This is a genomic window from Paenibacillus sp. ov031, from assembly GCF_900143165.1.
Taxonomy (GTDB): Bacteria; Bacillota; Bacilli; order Paenibacillales; family Paenibacillaceae; genus Paenibacillus; species Paenibacillus marchantiae.
Genome location: NZ_FRDO01000001.1, coordinates 2,334,290 through 2,353,460 on the forward strand (window position 1 = coordinate 2,334,290; position 19,171 = coordinate 2,353,460).

Here is a 19,171-nt window from a genome sequence, read left to right on the forward strand (position 1 = left end):
ATGTAAAACGGCCGATATTCCGCAGATTCACGGTAAAACAACATGCTGTACAACCTATTCGGATCGTGTCATTGGATGCTCAAGATCCACATGGCCCATCAAACTCTCGGATTGCTGGCCATCTACCAGCAAATCAAGTGATTTGACTTCATCAAACTGGAAGAATGTTTGCTTCAAAGCATCAATGGCAAACACTTCGCCACCTGCACCAAGACGTGCTGTATCCGGCATGTGAATATCCAGGGTAAGCGCGCCATCTTTAAACTGAACAGATTTCAATTCAATTTCTTTCGCCCAAAGCGGAACGAGTTTGTCGTCCTTGCTTTGTTGTAGCGCCGCAAACGCAGCCTTGTACTTGGCTTCATCCGAAGCGTAAGAAATATCTGCCGATGCTTTGTGCAATTCCAACTCTTCTAGATCTGTGTAGTACACTTCAATGGTCTTCTTCTCATTACTTTCGGAAGTTCCAGGTTTCTCTGAAGTATTTCCACTCGATGGAGTCGTTGTACCCTCCGTAGTGCCTTCAGTGTTATCCGGTGTCGTTGTTGTTGTATCCTCCGGATCCACAGTTACAGGTTCAGTAATATCCGTCTCATTCTGATCCTCAGGCGCATTATTCTCTGTTCCCGCACCTTGAGTCTGATTTGGAGCTGGAGCAGCTGTTGGCTTGCTTCCACATCCAGCAGCAACTGTCATAACCGTTACCAGCAGCGCTGCAATCCATAATTTTTTGTTCATTCTAACTCCGCCTCCTGATCATAAGGGTTGAACCCTTATTTAATTCCCAGATACTCCTTGATCCCTGCAACAATCCCTTTGGCTACACTGTTCTGGAAACTTTCAGTGAACAATGCGGCTTCATCGCTCTTGTTGCTCAGGAAACCGGCTTCCAGCAAAACAGCCGGCATCGTTGTTTCACGGGTTACGTGGAGACTTGCCGTTTTTACTCCGCGGTCCTTCAGACCAGATGATTGCAAGAGATACTTGTGCATCACCGTAGCCAATGCCTTGCTATTCGAACGGGTGTAATACGTCTCCACACCGTTTGCCGCTGCAGACCCACTGTTCGCATGAATCGAAATAAAGATATCCGCCTTCAATTTTTCTGCGATCTTTACTCGTTCACTCAAAGCCAAAAATGTATCATCGCTGCGCGTCAGCACAACGTCAATGTTAGATTCTTTTTTCAGCAATGCTTCCACTTTCAGAGCCATTGCCAGATTGAAGTCTTTTTCCTTCTTGCCGGTTACACCGATGGCTCCCGGGTCCTGATTACCATGTCCAGCGTCTACAACAACAACTTTTTTGCCGTTGTTTCCAACAGGAGGTTGCGGTGTTGTAGTGCCTTCTTTGTTCAGATCAATCATAACCAGACCGGAGTCACTTTGCACGTCATAACCTTTGGCATTGCTCAGATCAATGACAAAACGAAGAGTAGAAGGACTATTGCTGTACAAGGAATAACGAATCTTCGACACATCCGGATATCCACTCACGACAAGCTGTCCATTCTGGTTGCTGTCCAAAGCTTGTCCTTCACTAAAAGAGTCAGCGAATGCGGTATTTGGCAAGTCTATAACGATTCGATCCGGTCCTGTCATCGTGAAGACGTTCGGCTTCGTATTTCCACTTGTTGCAATCAAAAAGCGGTTGTCACTGAAGCTGATGCCGTTCACCAGTACAAGACCATCCTGATCCGATCCTCCACCATCATTACCAGAGTTCGGAGGAGTGGTTGTCCCGTTTCCGGAACCTGAATTCTGGGTAACTAATGTTACCGTCTTCGTTGTATTGTTCCAACCCACCTTAAGACCCATTTGCTCACCAATGAACCTTAAAGGCACAAGTGTGGTTCCATTTTTCACGAGTGGCGGGGCATCCAGGTTCACGTTACTGCCGTTCACCGTTGCCGTCTTCTGTCCAACAATCATCTGCATGGCAGTGTTGTCTTTGCTAATAGTCACGGTGCTTGTTGCCTGTTTCCAGTCCACACCATATCCCAGGCTCTCCGAAATAACCCTAATCGGAACCATCACGCTGCTATTGATGATTTCCGCTTTGGCATCCGTAGGCTGCACAATTTCTTTCCCATCTAGGATAATGTGCGTATCTGCTGCTGCATGACTATAGCCCGGGAAAACGAGCCCAAAGACAAATAACAGTACCAAAAAACCGAACTTCTTCATCCTTCACCCCTACCATTCTCATATTTTTTTGCCGCATGTTGTGAACCTTCAGCTCCGACTGACCACTGAGGCATTACCAGACACCTATTAGACGCCTCGTACTCTCAAAAGTTGCGAATATATTCCAACATAACAGAAAAAAAACGTTGTCAAATCAAGCTTTTTCTACATTTTATTGTCTGAATTTTTCCTTAATTATCAATTATGCATCTCGAAACAACGGACTACCCTGACCTTCATATTTGCGCACAACCCACATTAAAGACCCAAATATTCTACAATTCCGTCTACGATGGCCTGTGCACATTTGTTCTGATAATCTTCAGTCAGCATCATTGCTTCATCAGCTGGATTACTCAGAAATCCAAGTTCAATCAGAACTGCGGGCATCGTCGTTTCACGGGTTACATGCAGACTTGCCGTTTTGACTCCCCGATCCTTAAATCCTGTAATCTGCAACACATGCTTATGCAAAACATCGGCCAAATCCTTACTATCTTTACGACTGTACAATGTTTCAATTCCATTAGGAACAGGAGTTGTAAACTTGTTTCCATGGATTGACACAAAAATATCCGCCTGATTCAGCTGGGCAATATCTACACGCTGCTGCAGGGATAATTCCGTATCATCCTGCCTTGTAATCACCGTCTGAATCTCCGTATGTTGTTGCAGAAGTGCCTGAACTTTGAGTCCCACAGCCAAATTAAAGTCCTTCTCATAGGCACCTGTCACACTGACGGCCCCTGACTGTCGTCCACCATGTCCTGGATCAATAATGACAACCTTTTTGCCATCATTGGTTGGCACAGCAGGCTGACTTGTTGGTTCTCCATTACTCGCCGCAAGGTCAACAAGCAACACGTTGTTCTCGCCCAGTGACCATTTGGCAGTCGCCACCTGACTCAGATCAAGGACCACACGCACCGTTGAAGGCGTTTGGCTGAACATTGCATATCGCACCTTGGAAACCAGCGATGAATCCGTAACCAGAAGAGTTCCGCTGCCATCCGGATTGGAAGCCTGTCCCTGGATGAACTCCTTAGCAAATGTGGTGCCGGGCAGATCTACGATGATACGATCAGGTCCGCTGAGACTGGAAACCTTTGGTGTGATTTTCCCATTCGTCGCCAAGATTAGACGGTCCCCGCCGAAGCTGATACTTTGAAGCTCAGACAGACCTTCTGGTTCAGGAGCCTCCACTGGGTCATTTTCACCTTCGATACCTGCTACAGGAGGAATACTTGATAGGCTTACTGTCTTGGTTCCATTGTCCCATCCCACCTGAAGACCCATGCCTTCACCGACAAAACGTAGCGGAACCAGTGTAGTCCCCTGTTTAATTAGAGGCGGAGAATCGAGACTCACCCGATTTCCATTCACGGTAGCCGCATCTTCGCCTGCCGTCATCTGGATACTGCTGTTACCTTTGAGAATACGAACAGTCTGAGTGGCTTTCTCCCATTTCACCTGATAACCGAGGTTTTCAGAGACGATCCGAATGGGCACCATCACGGTTTTGCCAGTATTCTCGGCTGGAGCTCCCGACTGCTGGTTAATGGTCACACCGTCCAGCACAATCGAGGGAGACGAATCGGCATTTGCCATGACAGGAAATAAACAGAGGAACAGAAAAACAAAGACTGCTGCCGACCATTTCTTCATACATCAACCACCATTCTGTTTGTCTTTTGAACCTTCGACCTGATTCGCAGTGATGCAACACTCGACTCTATCTACCCTTCCATAATCTACTAATCAGTTTATCAGATATTGTCACTTCATCCGGTTACAACGTTGTCATATTTAGTCGGAATATCCTATAACTCGAAAACATAATTGCATCATTGCCAAATGCAAAAAACCTCCAATTCGGTCCAAGGAACGGTGAAGTTCCCTGCACGATTGGAGGTTTGAAATACAAATTACAGATGAAAGATTAGACTGAGGCCGTTTGTCCAAACAGCTTTGCCGCGTGGCGTTGTTCATAAGCCCCTATTTCCTCATCATGTTGAAGCGTGAGACCAATATCGTCCAATCCTTGCAACAGGAATTGGCGACGATGCTCATCCAGATCAAAATCAATATGCAGTCCGTATGCATCTGTAATCGTTTTGTTTTCCAGATTCACATTCATCTCATAGCCTTCATGTGTAGCTGTACGCTGGAACAGATCTTCAACCTGCTCTTCGGAAAGTTTGATCGGCAAGATCCCGTTTTTGAAACAGTTATTATAGAAGATATCCGCATACGATGGTGCAATTACACAACGGAAACCGTAGTCCATAATGGCCCATGGTGCGTGCTCACGAGAAGATCCACAACCAAAGTTGGCCCGTGAGATCAGAATGGATGCCCCTTCGTAGCGAGGTTTATTCATTTCAAAAGAAGGATTGTTGTTACCCTCTTCGTCAAAACGCCATTCGTAGAACAAAAATTGTCCAAATCCGGTCCGTTCGATCCGTTTCAAAAATTGTTTTGGAATGATTGCATCTGTATCTACATTGACCCGGTCTACCGGTGCAACGATGCCTTGCAGTGTTTTGAATTCTTCCATATCATTCGTTCTCCCTTCAATCCGTTCGTTGTTAGATAGCTGCTTCCGTTTTGAAATTCCAGTCACGTACGTCAACGAAGTGTCCCTTAACCGCTGCTGCAGCCGCCATTGCAGGAGATACGAGGTGAGTACGTCCTCCACGTCCCTGACGTCCTTCAAAGTTACGGTTGGATGTCGAAGCACAACGTTGTCCAGGTTTCAATACGTCCGGGTTCATTGCCAGACACATACTGCATCCTGCATCACGCCATTCAAATCCAGCCTCCGTGAACACTTTATCCAGACCTTCTTTTTCCGCCTGAATTTTAACACGTCCCGAGCCTGGTACAACGATCGCTGTAACATTACTGGATACGGTGTGACCTTTGGCTACCTGTGCAGCAGCACGCAAATCTTCAATCCGTCCATTCGTGCATGAACCGATAAATACATAATCAACCGGAATTTCCGAGATTGGTGTTCCAGGTTCCAAGCCCATATATTCAAGTGCTTTTTCAGCTGCTTTACGTTCGTTTTCTGTTGGCAGTTCAGCCGGGACAGGAACTTTCGAAGAAATGTCGGTTCCCATACCTGGGCTAGTACCCCAAGTCACTTGCGGAATCAATGATTCCACATCGATTTCAACCACCTGGTCGAATTCAGCACCTTCGTCGGTTACAAGCTCTTTCCAGGCAGCAACCGCTTCATCGAATTGGCCATCGGCAGGTACGTATTCACGTCCACGCAGATATTCAAAAGTTGTTTCATCCGGAGCAATCATGCCCGCTCTTGCTCCACCTTCGATGGACATGTTGCAGACGGTCATACGCTCTTCCATGCTCAGTTCACGGATCGATTCACCTGTATATTCAATAACATATCCAGTAGCAAAGTCTGTACCGTATTTGGCGATGACTGCGAGAATCATATCCTTCGCCGTTACACCCGGGTTACGTTTGCCGACAAAACGAACTTCCATCGTTTTGGCTTTGGCTTGCTGCAAACATTGGGTTGCCATAACATGCTCTACTTCACTCGTTCCGATCCCGAATGCGAGTGCGCCAAATGCACCGTGTGTGGACGTGTGGCTGTCGCCACATACAATCGTTTTACCTGGATGAGTCAGGCCGAGCTCAGGACCCATAACGTGTACAACACCTTGATCGATGGTATCCAGGTCATACAGTTTTACGCCGAAGTCACGGCAGTTTTGTGAAAGTGTGTCGATTTGTTGTTTGGAGATTGGATCCGTAATGTTAAAACGATCTTTCGTTGGAACGTTGTGATCCATTGTTGCGAACGTCAACTCAGGGCGACGAACTTTACGACCACTCAGACGCAGACCTTCAAACGCCTGTGGGGATGTTACTTCATGCACCAGATGCAGATCGATATACAAAATGCTTGGTTTGCCTTCTTCCTGATGAATCACGTGGTTTTCCCAAATTTTCTCAAACATCGTTTTTTTACTCATCATTTTCACCTCATCATAAGTTCGGTCCTTGGAAGAGCCTCAGTAGTTTCTTTAAAAGTGAAGCTCTTGAATGACATAAATATATCACCCTGTCCTTCATTGTTCCAAGATATAATATCTATAGATGTAATAGGTTTAACCTATAATGAGGGAAAAGCAAATAAACCACTGCTCTATGCAGAGGTTTCAATTGATAACAATTATCATTATCATATAAATCTTATACTACGTTCCAGCTTCTTCGCTGTCAATGCTTTTTATATTAAATAGAAAAAAAGCAGCCCTGATGCCAGGGCTGCGATGACTAATTCTCACCAGCTCTAGACGGTCCCGTCCACACACAGTACAAACGACGTATGAATAACCGAATGAAATAAATGAGACAACGGATCAGCAGATTGAGGTCTTGAAAAAAAGTACGATCGCTACCTCCCGTATTCCACACATCTATCCATTCATTGCATTCCTGCCTCTGCTGGAAGTGAATTACTTCTTGTCCCCACTGCTTTAATAACGAAATTGTAGGCTTTGGCAGAATCTATGCCGTTTAAAGTATAGCTGTAACTTGTCTGACCGCTGACCGCCGGCACATACACGCTCCAATTCGTGCTGACTTTATCATTCTTCTCGTAAATCCGGTAACCTCGCACCGGCTCAGAGCTAGTTGCTGGCGCTTTCCACGAAAGAACTGCACGGTTCGCTGACTGTCTTACTGCGCTTGGATTTTCGACTATGCCTGGTTTGCCGTCCGTCCGTTTAATACTGTAAGCATCATAGACGGCAAGAGGTTTATCTTTAACTGCTGTGTAGGATGTAACTTTCAGCACGTCGCTTGTAATGGAAACATCCAGGAACATTTTCTTATTGGGCTGATCGTTTTTTGCTGCAAAAAACGTGTCTGCGTCTGGATTAAGAGCATAGAATTTCGAAGCGGCCGAGTTCCCCATTAGATACACGGTCCCTTTGGGATTCAGCACATTTCCATGCTCATCGGTAATGACATTCTTAATCGGAACGTTGTTCAGCATTTGAAAAGATCTCATATACATATGGTCATGTCCCTCAAACACCATATCCACACCCAGCTCATCAAATACAGGAATCAGATATTTCCGGTAAAATTCTACACGTTCGCTTTCTGCCGAAGCATTATCTCCTGAAGAATAAGCTCCCTTATGCATAGAGACGAATTTCCACTTCTTGTCGGTCTTTGCCACCTGATTCCGCATCCATTCCAATTGCTTCGTGAACTGAATATCCGCTTTGTACGGCTTGACCTCCCCTTCGTACTGGGAATTGATTTGCATAAACAGGGCATCGCCGTATTCGAAAGCATATACCGACCCGTCATGAGCACCAGTCCCCACATCTTTTGGAAGATTAAAATGGTTATAAAAATTATTATTCGGATAATCCTCGATCTCATGGTTGCCGATTATCGGCGCAAATGGTACATTGGCAAATTCTTTTTTCGGCACACCCAAGAACCACTGCCACAGCTGCTCCAGATCACCGTCATCCGTTAGATCCCCTGTAAGAAGAACAAACTTTGGATCTACCGTTTTCTCAATAGCTCTCTTAAAAGTATCCTGCCACAGATCGAAATTGGATTTACTTGAGCCTTGGGTGTCGGTTACATAGAGGAAATGGAAATCCTGATTATCCGCCTTGTCTGTGGTAAAAGAACCCGTCTCGCTCCAGCCGTCCACATCACCGTTACCGGCGCGATACATATACTTGGTTCCAGGCTTAAGACCGGTTGCAATAACCTTGTGGCTGGCGAACTTCTTATACTTCTTGGAACTTCTGTCTCCTAACGTCATTAAGGTTTCAATAATTGTTGAACTACCCTCATAAGAAGTTGCCAGCTGTTCTGGGAATTCGCTTCCTCCGGCTTTGGAGGCCTCCACTACTTGCACTACTGTACTTCTTACGGTTTCGGCCGTATACCAGTCAAAAGCGATACTTGTCTTGGGGTCCCCATTAAAAGTCATATTCAGCAGCGTTGGTGTTTTGTTGCCGGTATCCGGAGACTTCGTCTTAAAGCTCCAAGTAATATCGTTGTCCGGTGTCCGGCCGTCCCCAGTCCCCTTAACAAGTTCTTTAGGGATGGTCACCTTGTAAGTTTTGCCGGCAGTAAAATTAGGATGGCTGACTTTAACCGTGTCTTGACCGAGGGGCGAGGCAGAGATGTTGGTAAGAGGGACATTATTTTCTGTGATTACAACTTGATGACCACTAACGAGACTAATGGCTTTATTAAACTTCACTGTAATCTCTGCGTTAAGGGAAACATCTGAAGCCCCTGAAGCGGGAGTTTTATTTACCTCAAGTGTGGGAGTGTTCCCTGGTTCGCCGCTGATGCGTGTTCCTTTAATTACCACATCTTTGATTCTGCTTGAGCCTGAGCTGGACACCGTTCCCCCGCTTACGCTTTTCGCAGAGTTTACCACCCAGCGGATATAGAGTACATCTTGATTGTTTGTTTCCGCAGGCAATGCGAGGTTCGTTAATTTGCAGGAATTATTGGAACAATTAAAATTGTTCTGGGCAAGAACCATTTTGCCGCCCGAAACATCTGTCCATTGCTGCTGATTCGTACTGTATTGCACCTTAAAATCCCTAGGTCCTGTACTTGAAGATGTTTGCTGTGAAGAGAGGTCGATACCTTCGAAGCCTTTGGTCGAAACCGTGGCAAGCCAGTACTTAATGCCCGTTCCTTCATGCCAGCCCTGGTTGCGTACGCTGTTCTCACCTGACTCATAGGTGTATGCATCCGTATTTGTTCCTACATCACGAATGGATGAAGCTGTTTGATATATCCCGTTGGTAGCCGGAAATACTCCGTTCTCACCTTTGTCTTTAAAAATCCACTGGGCAATCGTTTCCTCAACTGCAGTTGCTTCACTTGCAAGATCTTCCTCATTTTCTTCCCTTCCTGCTGAGACAAAACCGGTCAGCTCCATGGCAAGCAGCAAACCTATAACCAATAGACTAATTACCTTGGAGAATCTGTTCTTGAGATAAGATTGGTTGTTGTCCATTCGCCTCATCTCCCTCATATTATTGGAGTTTCCAGTTGGTAACTTGAAGTACTGCCGAATCTGCGCCCTTCAGGTCTGTTTCTCCCATGTTCAGCAAATTGCTCCACTGCTTCACACGATTCTTTCCGTTAGGCGGAGAGTTGTAGTCATTCGTATCCACAATCTTGGTCCGTTCTTTATAGAATGTAGTCATGAAAGTCTTCTCATCCGTGCTGCCTCCTGATTTACCCAAAAGCCCTTGAAGGGTCTCAGAACCGCCGGTCGCTCCATGGTTCAGCGCTGCGTCCACGAAGGAACCAATCGTTAATGCCGAGTTAAAGCCGCGTTTGCGGGCCTGATCCACACTGTACTTAATATAAACATTGTAGAACGTTTTCCACATAGCCTCTCTCCACTCGGGATCATTTTGCAAATTGCCGATTTTTTTGCAGAAACTCTTTTCGCTTTCATTGATTTCGAGGATCTTCCCTTTCATCGAACCCTTGACACCGATCCGGGCCAATGCTCCCTTAACCGAAGGATTACTCGCGCCTTTGGCAGCGTCATATTCCTTGAACAGATCCGGACCGTCGGGACCGGTATCATTTGAGCCGCCTGTAGTCGCACCGAATATTCCAATCGTATATCCGCGGTTATCATCAATATCTTCACAATATCCGTAAAACTTGGTCCAGTTCAGATCGTCCTGCTCCGGTTTGTTGACAAGCATCATAATATTGTTCCACTGCTCACCATCCAGACCTGTGTTGGTACGTAAGAATTGAAGTGTTGCAGGGGAGAAATTAGAATTAGGGTTCCCTGCCGCATAACTTTTCTGTTGAGACGTATTGGACAGAGAGCCATAAGAAAAAATCATTGAAAAACTGAGCAGGAGCATCAATGAAAATTTCATCTTCTTGAAAACCTTACTGTTCGTTGAATTAAGCACCGCAATCTCTCCCTTAATTGAATAGTATAAGCGCTTTAACTTTTAGAAATAGGAACCCTATCCCCAAACCTATCCGCCCCCCTCCTTTTTTAACGATTAATAAATTCCACTCAAGCTTATCTCAGAAAAATTAACTATACAGCACGTATTTTCTTGTAATTATTAAATTTTCATACATATATTGCTATGAACCTTAGATCAAGTCTACAATCCTCTTAGGAGGTGCTGAATGAAGCCGGTATTTTATGAGTCTGCTCTTTTTGATGTCAGCCGCAAGAAACAGGTATACACCAGCATGCCTTCAAGACACTATCATGATGCTTATGAGATTCTGTATTTAATATCCGGGGATTTTTATTATTATATAGGCGATAGAACCTACCAGGTTGCGGGCGGAACACTGCTATTTATGGATATTCACGAAAGGCACAAACTGGTTAATTCCGGCTGCAATATGTATGAACGAGTTACACTGCTTTTTAAGAAAGAATTCCTGCAGCAATTCTGCACCCGCGGTCAATGTGAGGATCTGCTCGAATTGTTCAAAAGTGATTACCGTGCTTTGAAGATGACCGGAAAGGATCAGCATTTCATCGAACAGCTTTTTCAGAAGATGATCCAGGAAGGGAAAAAGCAAGCCCGCGGGTATGAACAATACCAACAAATATTATTGGTAGAGTTGCTCCTCTATCTTAACCGCAAACTATTTGACAGCCTTGTCGCTCCATTGGTGGAATCCAATCGTACACACAAGAAAGTCCTAGACATCGTTAATCATGTAAATCAACATTATATGGAACCGCTTAAGCTCTGTGAGATTTCACGGCAATTCGACATAAGCTCTTCCTACCTTTGCCGAACTTTTAAAGAATCCACCGGGTTCAGCTTCATTGAATATATCAATAACATCCGTATTAAAGAAGCTCGTGATTTGCTGGTGGGCTCTTCTTTTAATGTTACTGAAATTGCGGGAATGGTTGGGTTTGATAACACTTCCCATTTTGGAAGAACCTTCAAATTAGTGATGGGCATCTCGCCACTCTGCTTCCGCAAACAATTTAAATCTTAATAGCAAAATCACTGAAATACCAATCATTAAAGAAAATAAAATGCCCAATTCAAGTCGAAATTTCTTTTCCCAACCCAAGAACCCCTTATAAAAAAGGGGTTCTTGGGTTTATTTATGTAAAGCCCACTAGACTTATCTAATGGGCTTTCTCTGTGGAATCGCAAATACTAGTGATTTATAGAATTTGACCGCCCACCATCGTCCAGAGAACCTGAAATTCATCATCCAATAGGACCAGGTCGGCATCGAAACCAGAGGAAATTTCCCCCTTTTGTTGAAATCCAAGAATATTGGCCGGCGTAGTTGAAGCCATCTGTACGGCATCTATCAAGGGAATTCCGGTTTCGACAGTATAACGTAAGGCTTCATTCATGGTAACTGTACTGGAGGCCAGTGTTCCATCCTCTAGTCTTGCAATGCCACCCGAAACCGTGACATGATGGCCTCCAAATAGATAATTCCCATCGCCCATACCCATTGCTTGTAAAGCATCTGTGATCAAGACCATTCCTTCCGGTCCTTTCAGGTTATGAATCAGTCGAATAATAGCAGGATGCAGATGGACATTATCCACAATAGCTTGAAGACTTACATGTTTCTCTTCAAAAGCAGCCACGATTAGACCCGGATCTCGATGATGGATCGGCCGCATGCCATTAAAACAATGCGTCACATGACTCGCACCTGATGCAAAGGCTTGTTTGGCTTCCTCATATGTGGCATCCGAATGAGCGATCGCTATAACTACTCCCTGTTCTTTCAAAAAGGAAATCAAGTCCATTCCTCCCGGCAGCTCGGGAGCAATAGTAACCATCTTAATGAGTGACCCTGCTTCCTGGAAAATGATCTTCATTTCTTCTATGTTGGGATGCCGCAAATACTTTTCATTCTGCATTCCTTTTCGCTTCGGGTTCAGATACGGTCCCTCTAAGTGAATCCCTGCGATCTTTGCTCCCACTTCTTGTCCTATTACACGCTTGACACTACGAATCATTTCCAGAAGATCCTCCATCGTAGAACTAACAGATGTAGCCAGAAATGAGGTACACCCCGTTAAAGCACATTGGCGTGAAACTTCTTGAATACTCTCTTCAGTACCGTCCATCATATCAAAGCCATTGGCACCGTGGATATGAACATCTATCATCCCAGGTACTAGCAAATGTCCTCTCCCATCAATCCGTTCATACTCCCCTTCTAGCGTAGGAAGATCACCTGTGTCTACCCTCATGATTTTCCCTTCAGAAATCCACACATTGGCTGATGGAACGATACGGTTGCGAAGTGCCATTTGTACATTATGCAAAATATAATCCATAAAAATCCTCCTCTTCCCGATGGTTATCAGTCTTGCTTTCGAACCTCTTCATTTTCTTCCTGACACTCAATAACAGTGATGTTCTTCTGATCCAGAACTTCTCTGATCTCACTCGGGAGTTCCAGATTTGTGACTAAAATGTCAACGAAATCAAAGTCCAGCCGATGAATAGATTTGCCAATAAATTTTGTATGATCAGCTACTACGATAACCTGATCAGATCTTCTGGCCATTTCTTTCTTTACCCGGGCATCTTCTTCATATGGATAATAAAGTCCATCAGACCGGATCGCCGATGCTCCAATGAAGGCTTTATCAGCACGAATTTCACTTAGTTTATCGATAATGGAAGAACCATATAAAAAGCGGTGCTTTACATTCAAGTAACCACCGAGAATATAGATTTGAAGATCCTCTCGATTGGACAAGATCCCTACGTTATCAATCGAGTGCGTGACCACCGTGCAATTTTTTGCGCTAATTTGTTCCGCTACAAATTGCACCGTGGTTGATACGTCTAAAATCACAGTCTCATGGTCTTGGATAAGTTTTGCCCCAAACTCCCCTATTTTTTTCTTACTCTCGGATTCATCAATCAAACGATCCTGATAAGACAGCATTTCTTTCTGTAACTCAGGTAACGATAGCCCCCCATGAGTTCGAATCACAACGCCTTCTTGTACTAATCTAACAATATCCCTTCGTGCAGTATCCCTTGATACTTCAAACAGCGTACATATATCTGTAACACTCATCGATTGGTGATGTTTCAAGTATTCGAGTATTTTTAACAATCTTTCCTCTTGATACACAATACACGCACCTCCTTTTAAGTAAGTATAAGTTTTATTTTTAATTTTCGCAAGTTATCATAAGTAAACCTTAAGTAAGTGCAAGTATTTATTCCTGACTGTTCAATAAAAAAGACGTTAGCCAGATGAATTTACATCCGTTAACGTCTTCATAAGTTAAGATTTACTGCTAAGAAAAAATTAATGAATGGATTTCGGAGCCTTTTGCTTATCAAATTGACTTAAATCACTCAGATAAATACGATCTTGAGTCCAATGGATTCCCAATAGTTTTTTAATGCTCGTTGCAGAATTGGACTTCACGCTTTTCACCCCCTTGGGGGAGTTTCTTTTTGTTATAGTTTTGCCTGTGTTGTATTAACTCTTTTAAGCAGTTTAAGCGTTTCAGTTAAACTAATCATTTCTTATATGTAGTGATATAATGATGGCATAACGAAAGGAATGACGTGTGCATATGGAATTCAGACAACTTCAATATACGCTTCAAATTGCGGCAGAGCGGAACTTCTCCCGAGCAGCCGAGAAACTGCACATCGCCCAGCCTTCTTTAAGTCAGCAGCTATCCAAACTTGAAAAGGAACTCGGCGTACTGTTATTCCAGCGTAATACCAGCACCGTGGAACTGACCCATGCAGGGGTGACTTTTGTAGAGCAGGCTCAGAAAATTATTGATGCAGTCGAGCTGCTCAGACAGGAAATGTCGGACATTTCCCAGCTGCGTAAAGGTAAAGTCGTTGTAGGCAGCATGCCGATCACTGGCTCCCACCTGCTTCCGCATGTGCTTCCCGCTTTTCAACAGGCCTATCCCGAGATTGAAGTAACCTTGCTGGAAGACTCCGGGCTGACGCTTGAAAAGTTGACGGCCAGTGGCAAGGCTGACTTAAGCCTGCTCTCCCTCCCATTGCAGGAGCCAAGTCTATCTTATGTAACGATAGGTGAAGAGCGAATTGATCTGGCTGTTCCCCCAAATCACCCTCTGGCACGCAGAGGAGATCCAGAGCATCCGGTTCCAGTACGGATGGAAGAGCTTCGCGATGAACCTTTTGTTGTGCTGAAGAAAGGACAAGGCTTCCGTAAACTTACATTTGATCTGTGTGAGGAAGCCGGGTTTGATCCCAACGTGGTGTTTGAGAGTACAAACATTGAGACGGTGCAGTCACTGGTGGCTACAGGTATGGGGATTACATTGGTTCCGCGCTTCATTGCCCGCGCGCCCCGCAGTGAATTTGTTCCTGTTTATGTACCGCTAGCTGAGCCAACCCCCAGTCGTACCCTTGTAGTTGCATACCGCCAAGGACGGGTTCTCTCCAAAGCCGCGGAGGCATTCATCCATACGTTTCAACAAACCGTTGCCGAGCTCTCTCAAGGAGAATAATTGGACGGTCAGCGAATTGGCCCGCCATACATGGCAACAAAATAAACAAAGGCTTGACCCATAAGGGCCAAGCCTTTGTTCTATACTCGTCTCCCGCATCCGCAGGATAAAGTTCTTACATGGTATTAGCAGTACATCATCGTTACAGTACAATGTTGCTGATATCATCATTGAATTGTTAACGTAAAAACGTACATATGAGAATTTCAAGTTTGGCGGTTTATTTTCGCAAATTACGTTCACTTGTCAGCCTGTTCTGTTGATTCACAAGGCGGCCTTCGTCCTGAACAGATTGTTCAGGTGGTGATAGCCCTCCTGCCCCATTCTCTAAGAATGGCCTCAAGTGATCTACCCTAGTGTTTTCCTGTTCCAGTCTCCTGAGCGTATCTTTCACATGGTTGTCCATTGATTGATCATCCTCCTTGGTGACGGGATAGTTATCATTACCCGCCTCCCGGATGAATAAACACTTTATTGGAAAATTGCAGATTTTTATTTGCTGCCAAAATAAATGCCAGGTCTACGGTCTTCGAATACCGGGATACGGCCACGAACCTCATCCACAAGCGAAGGACGGATAACTCCGGTCACGATCTCTTCTCCTTCTCCACCTTCAGCCACAATTTCACCCCAAGGATCAATAATGAGGGAATGCCCGAAAAATTCGGTGTCTCCGCTTTTCCCTACACGATTGCAGGCAATAACGTACATCTGATTTTCGATGGCCCTTGCTGTAAGCAGTGTGCGCCAATGATGCAAGCGCGGGTTCGGCCATTCAGCGGGGACAATTAATGCTTTGGCTCCGTTCAAGGCAAGGGTTCGAGCAAGCTCAGGGAAACGGATATCGTAGCAGATCGAAGCTCCAGCGGTGAGGCCATTTTCCAATTCGAATATTTCCGGTTCTGCACCAGGCTGCAAATACTTCTCTTCATCCATCAGACGGAATAAATGCAATTTATCGTAACGTGTCACCTGATTTCCTTCACTGTTATAGGCGTACATTGTATTGTAAATTTGGCCATTACGTTTCTCCGCAATGGAACCGCCAACGATGGAGATTCGATGTTTTTGGGCAAAAGCCGCGAGCCACTCTCTTGATTTCTGGCCCTCCGGGTCAGCAAGCTCATGAATTTGTTCCAAAGCATAGCCCGTATTCCACATCTCGGGCAGCACAGCCAATCCCAGGTCGGGAACCTGTTCTAGCGCTCGTTCGAGCAAAGACTGCATATGTTTATGGTTGGCCTCAGGGTCTCCGAGCTGAATATCGCCCTGAATCAGGGCCACACGCATTTCCCCTTGTTGTTGTTCTATCATAACCAGCACTCCTCTGAACCGTAATACCTGTAATCATAGCTTGATCATTCAAACATCTGCAACCTGTTTTCGTTCTGAACTCCTACATAATAACTCGGGCAGCAATGTTAACAAACGGTTGCTCGTCAGCGCATCGCCCAAATTCCATGTTGTCTCCTCTACTCCGTACACTTGCCCCTTCTGCACGGCTGGAAGTGCCAGCCAGCTTGGACTCTGCATCAACTTCTCTGTGGCCTGCCTTGCAATAACCTCTTCAGGAAGCAAGACAAATATATGATCACCGGCATACTGACGAATGGCTTCTGACGAAATTTCCTTATACGCTCTGCCCGCGGCAAGCGCCTCCTTCACTTTCGTAACGGGTCTGAATCCCATCGGACGATACAAGAGTGAGGCCAGACCAATATTGCCCATGACAAATAATCGGGCACCCCGATGATAGGTGAATACGGACGCCGTTTCCCCCGGTTCAATTGAAGCATGAATCCTCATCCACATCTTTTCCATACGTTGCTGATAGGAGGAGAGCCATTGTCCAGCCTCTGATTGCTTGCCAAACCAGCTTCCCACCCTGCAAATCCGATCTTCCAGCGTTGCGTGAGAGTTGTATGCCAGTGTGGGTGCAATTCGGGAAAATTGCTCATATTGCTGTTCGTTAGTGCTATCGAAAATGATCAGGTCTGGTCTCATCCGGACTGCCTCTTCCACATTAACCGGGGCAACCGCATCATATGCCTGATCTCCTAACAGACCAATACCCAGCACTCGCAGATCTCCACCGGAATCACCATAAAACATAATTCGCTCCGGTCGTGCCGGAATATTCACATCATGACCCAACCAATCCTGAACCAGTGTTTGTTGCTGAATAGATCGGTCATATTGACGAGGCGATAATCCGGTCATTTGACGAAAACGCCTGCTAAAATAATACTCGTCCTTAAAGCCCACCCGGGTTGCTATATCCCGAAGCGGTTCATCGGATTTGCGCAGCCAATCCTTAGCATGTTTAATTCGTACATGGTTCACATAATCAAGCGGCTTGTGGCCGGTTAATTGTCTGAACAAGGTTGTATATTGCACGGGTCGGATAGCCGCAAGACGTGCCAGTTTCGTTACTGTGATTTCTTCAGCGTAATGGTCTTCTACATACTGAATCGTGCTGTGTAGTCTGGATTCCATGCTCTGCTCCGTTTTTGGAGAAGTGTACCGGGTGATGATCATCTCCATCCATCTCTGAAACTGTGCATTTAAATGGATATATTCGGCATCTGTTTGATAATCACGAATGGCATACAATTGCTCCAACAGTCCACTTAACGGGGCATAAGGATAGCCGTTCAATTGATTTCTATGTTCGAATACAGGGCGCGTATACTGTTCCGGATCTCCTGTCAATACATGAATAACATCAAATGATATCACCATATATTTTAATTCCATTCGGTTTCCATGTTCAATTTGGTACCCCTCGCCCGGAGAAAGCGGGTAAACACATCCGGTGGTAAAAGGAAACTGTTCATATCCTATGTATAAGCGACCTTCCCCTTCTTCGCAGATCAAAAATGTATGTTTATCGCATGCCACTTCCAGCATCACCTGTTCTGGTTGTTCAATTCGTTGTTCCAGATGATCCAGCCGAAACATGAATGCTGAAAAATACAACCCTCTCGCATCGGCATTCAAAGCCTGCATGGTGGTTCACCTCGTTCTTTAAAATGAGAATGATTATCATTAAATCTGTATGAACTGATTATAAGCGAGCTTTTGTCATTAATCCAGATCTGGCTGTAATCAGCAAAAAAAAGAGCTTTCAACGAAATGTTGAAGGCTCTTTTTTAGTCGGCATTTTCGTTCTTGTTCCAGTAAAATATTATGATTTATCAATCCATAAACGACTATTTAATCATCTGTTTCGGTAACTCTTTCAAAAGCCATTCTCTTGAAGTTGCATCACTTGAAGCCTTAACCAGATCAAAGCGATATACTTTTCCTTCTTTTACAGCGGGCAAGTTCTTCCAGATCGGGCTATCCAGCAATTCTTTGGTGGACTGCTTCGCATCATCCGTTACTGGATTAAGTATAAATACGCGATCACCCGCTATTTCGGGCAGCTTTTCAGTAGAAATCTCTGCAAAGCCCATTCCTTCATCTAAAACTTTCTGAATTTCCGCGGTTGGCTTCATGCCATCGGCTCCATATAACAACTGTGGCAATCCTGCTCCGGCCATCACAAACAGTCGATTACCAGGATACATAGTGAATACCGAAGCTGTTTCCCCTTCTTTCAGTCCATTCTCATGAAGCTGCTTCCACATCTCTTCCGTTGCTTTTTGATGGGCCGTGATCCAAGCTTCCGCTTCCGGCTTTTTGTTCAACAGATCGCCAAGAGTACGCATGCGGTCGTCCAGTGAAGCAAATGAATCAAAGGTAACCGTTGGCGCAACCTTCGAGATTTGATCATATTGTGCCTGATCACTATTTGAGAAAATGATCAGATCAGGATTCAAGGTAAGCGCCTTTTCAACACTCATCGGGAAACCCACATCTTCCGCTTGGGCTACCTGATCATCATATACCGTTCCATCCTGACGAAGAATACCTACAGGTACAACGCCCAGCGCTAGCAAATCCCCTGTAACTTCACCATGATAAATCACGCGTTTTGGCGTAACCGGAACCTCAACTTCATGGCCTGTCCAGTCCTTGAACATCCGGGTTTCACCCTCACTGTTATCCGCGGATGCCGTCTGTTCCTGCTTGGACTGATCCCCATCTGTCTGTGTTTCATTAACCGTTTTGGAATCATCCGTTCCAGATGGAGTTGAAGCCTGATTTCCGCAAGCCAGCAGAAGAATGGACAACCATGTAACCGTCAATAATACTGCCGTATTTCGTATACCCTTTTTCATTTCTATTTCTCCCCCTAATAAGTGCTTCGTTCGTATTTACCAATGATATTGATTATCATTATCGAGTATTATCATAAAACAGGCTTTACCCTAATCTCAATGGACAAAACGAAATCCCTCATTTCAGTTTTGTACAAAAACACAAATATAGGCTCCATTCAAGTATTCATGAAGTGTTTTCCCCCTATACAGCTCGGGATTGA

At 45.0% G+C, this 19,171-nt stretch carries 15 protein-coding genes; 2 read left to right on the forward strand and 13 right to left on the reverse strand.

The genetic code is table 11. From position 1 onward, the window contains the following. Nucleotides 1-54: 54 nt before the first annotated feature. The 7 genes from BUA17_RS09965 to BUA17_RS09995 all read right to left on the reverse strand — a co-directional run bounded on the left by BUA17_RS09965 (nucleotide 55) and on the right by BUA17_RS09995 (nucleotide 10,168). Nucleotides 55-738: a GerMN domain-containing protein gene (locus BUA17_RS09965; RefSeq protein ID WP_072733389.1), complete on the reverse strand. Its 684-nt coding sequence runs from the start codon at nucleotides 736-738 to the stop codon at nucleotides 55-57. A 35-nt stretch (nucleotides 739-773) separates the two neighbouring features. Further along, a complete protein-coding gene (locus BUA17_RS09970) occupies nucleotides 774-2,186 on the reverse strand; it encodes an N-acetylmuramoyl-L-alanine amidase family protein (RefSeq protein WP_063566824.1) in 1,413 nt (470 codons plus the stop codon). Nucleotides 2,187-2,444: 258 nt separating this feature from the next. Continuing rightward, the gene (locus BUA17_RS09975) at nucleotides 2,445-3,851 is read right to left on the reverse strand and encodes an N-acetylmuramoyl-L-alanine amidase family protein (protein ID WP_072733390.1); all 1,407 of its coding nucleotides are present in this window, start codon (nucleotides 3,849-3,851) and stop codon (nucleotides 2,445-2,447) included. Between the two features lie 274 nt (nucleotides 3,852-4,125). Continuing rightward, complete coding sequence (gene leuD, locus BUA17_RS09980; RefSeq protein ID WP_072733391.1) at nucleotides 4,126-4,743, reverse strand: 3-isopropylmalate dehydratase small subunit; 618 nt, start codon at nucleotides 4,741-4,743, stop codon at nucleotides 4,126-4,128. Between the two features lie 31 nt (nucleotides 4,744-4,774). Beyond that, complete coding sequence (gene leuC, locus BUA17_RS09985) at nucleotides 4,775-6,196, reverse strand: 3-isopropylmalate dehydratase large subunit (protein ID WP_072733392.1); 1,422 nt, start codon at nucleotides 6,194-6,196, stop codon at nucleotides 4,775-4,777. Between the two features lie 455 nt (nucleotides 6,197-6,651). Further along, complete coding sequence (locus BUA17_RS09990) at nucleotides 6,652-9,240, reverse strand: metallophosphoesterase (RefSeq protein WP_072733393.1); 2,589 nt, start codon at nucleotides 9,238-9,240, stop codon at nucleotides 6,652-6,654. A gap of 19 nt (nucleotides 9,241-9,259) precedes the next feature. Further along, the gene (locus BUA17_RS09995) at nucleotides 9,260-10,168 is read right to left on the reverse strand and encodes a chitosanase (protein ID WP_244552104.1); all 909 of its coding nucleotides are present in this window, start codon (nucleotides 10,166-10,168) and stop codon (nucleotides 9,260-9,262) included. 229 nt (nucleotides 10,169-10,397) lie between these two features. Between BUA17_RS09995 and BUA17_RS10000 the strand changes: the two genes are divergently transcribed. Further along, nucleotides 10,398-11,237: an AraC family transcriptional regulator gene (locus tag BUA17_RS10000; protein WP_072733394.1), complete on the forward strand. Its 840-nt coding sequence runs from the start codon at nucleotides 10,398-10,400 to the stop codon at nucleotides 11,235-11,237. A gap of 175 nt (nucleotides 11,238-11,412) precedes the next feature. On the opposite strand, the gene nagA is transcribed toward BUA17_RS10000, so the two are convergent. Both nagA and BUA17_RS10010 read right to left on the reverse strand, forming a co-directional pair. Next, a complete protein-coding gene (gene nagA / locus BUA17_RS10005; RefSeq protein ID WP_072733395.1) occupies nucleotides 11,413-12,555 on the reverse strand; it encodes an N-acetylglucosamine-6-phosphate deacetylase in 1,143 nt (380 codons plus the stop codon). 26 nt (nucleotides 12,556-12,581) lie between these two features. Continuing rightward, nucleotides 12,582-13,367, reverse strand: a complete 786-nt coding sequence (locus BUA17_RS10010; RefSeq protein WP_170867814.1) for a DeoR/GlpR family DNA-binding transcription regulator — start codon at nucleotides 13,365-13,367, stop codon at nucleotides 12,582-12,584. Nucleotides 13,368-13,821: 454 nt separating this feature from the next. Between BUA17_RS10010 and BUA17_RS10015 the strand changes: the two genes are divergently transcribed. Beyond that, nucleotides 13,822-14,742, forward strand: a complete 921-nt coding sequence (locus BUA17_RS10015) for a LysR family transcriptional regulator (protein ID WP_064636917.1) — start codon at nucleotides 13,822-13,824, stop codon at nucleotides 14,740-14,742. Nucleotides 14,743-14,962: 220 nt separating this feature from the next. On the opposite strand, the gene BUA17_RS10020 is transcribed toward BUA17_RS10015, so the two are convergent. The 4 genes from BUA17_RS10020 to BUA17_RS10035 form a co-directional block, all read right to left on the reverse strand. Further along, the gene (locus tag BUA17_RS10020; RefSeq protein WP_024630602.1) at nucleotides 14,963-15,148 is read right to left on the reverse strand and encodes a hypothetical protein; all 186 of its coding nucleotides are present in this window, start codon (nucleotides 15,146-15,148) and stop codon (nucleotides 14,963-14,965) included. Between the two features lie 86 nt (nucleotides 15,149-15,234). After that, complete coding sequence (locus BUA17_RS10025; protein ID WP_072733397.1) at nucleotides 15,235-16,056, reverse strand: carbon-nitrogen family hydrolase; 822 nt, start codon at nucleotides 16,054-16,056, stop codon at nucleotides 15,235-15,237. A gap of 48 nt (nucleotides 16,057-16,104) precedes the next feature. After that, nucleotides 16,105-17,751 (reverse strand): ABC transporter substrate-binding protein, encoded by a 1,647-nt coding sequence (locus BUA17_RS10030; RefSeq protein WP_083584635.1) that lies wholly within the window; start codon nucleotides 17,749-17,751, stop codon nucleotides 16,105-16,107. Between the two features lie 203 nt (nucleotides 17,752-17,954). Next, nucleotides 17,955-18,968, reverse strand: a complete 1,014-nt coding sequence (locus BUA17_RS10035) for an ABC transporter substrate-binding protein (RefSeq protein ID WP_063566814.1) — start codon at nucleotides 18,966-18,968, stop codon at nucleotides 17,955-17,957. Between the last annotated feature and the right edge of the window lie 203 nt (nucleotides 18,969-19,171).

Bases quoted from the DNA above. Each gene is read 5' to 3' on its own strand.
- BUA17_RS10035 (WP_063566814.1), bottom strand. From the start codon at position 18,968: ATGAAAAAGGGTATACGAAATACGGCAGTATTATTGACGGTTACATGG.
- BUA17_RS09965 (WP_072733389.1), bottom strand. From the start codon at position 738: ATGAACAAAAAATTATGGATTGCAGCGCTGCTGGTAACGGTTATGACA.
- BUA17_RS10000 (WP_072733394.1), top strand. From the start codon at position 10,398: ATGAAGCCGGTATTTTATGAGTCTGCTCTTTTTGATGTCAGCCGCAAG.
- leuC (WP_072733392.1), bottom strand. From the start codon at position 6,196: ATGAGTAAAAAAACGATGTTTGAGAAAATTTGGGAAAACCACGTGATT.
- BUA17_RS10025 (WP_072733397.1), bottom strand. From the start codon at position 16,056: ATGATAGAACAACAACAAGGGGAAATGCGTGTGGCCCTGATTCAGGGC.
- BUA17_RS10020 (WP_024630602.1), bottom strand. From the start codon at position 15,148: ATGGACAACCATGTGAAAGATACGCTCAGGAGACTGGAACAGGAAAAC.
- BUA17_RS09990 (WP_072733393.1), bottom strand. From the start codon at position 9,240: ATGGACAACAACCAATCTTATCTCAAGAACAGATTCTCCAAGGTAATT.
- BUA17_RS09975 (WP_072733390.1), bottom strand. From the start codon at position 3,851: ATGAAGAAATGGTCGGCAGCAGTCTTTGTTTTTCTGTTCCTCTGTTTA.
- leuD (WP_072733391.1), bottom strand. From the start codon at position 4,743: ATGGAAGAATTCAAAACACTGCAAGGCATCGTTGCACCGGTAGACCGG.
- nagA (WP_072733395.1), bottom strand. From the start codon at position 12,555: ATGGATTATATTTTGCATAATGTACAAATGGCACTTCGCAACCGTATC.
- BUA17_RS10015 (WP_064636917.1), top strand. From the start codon at position 13,822: ATGGAATTCAGACAACTTCAATATACGCTTCAAATTGCGGCAGAGCGG.
- BUA17_RS09970 (WP_063566824.1), bottom strand. From the start codon at position 2,186: ATGAAGAAGTTCGGTTTTTTGGTACTGTTATTTGTCTTTGGGCTCGTT.
- BUA17_RS10030 (WP_083584635.1), bottom strand. From the start codon at position 17,751: ATGCAGGCTTTGAATGCCGATGCGAGAGGGTTGTATTTTTCAGCATTC.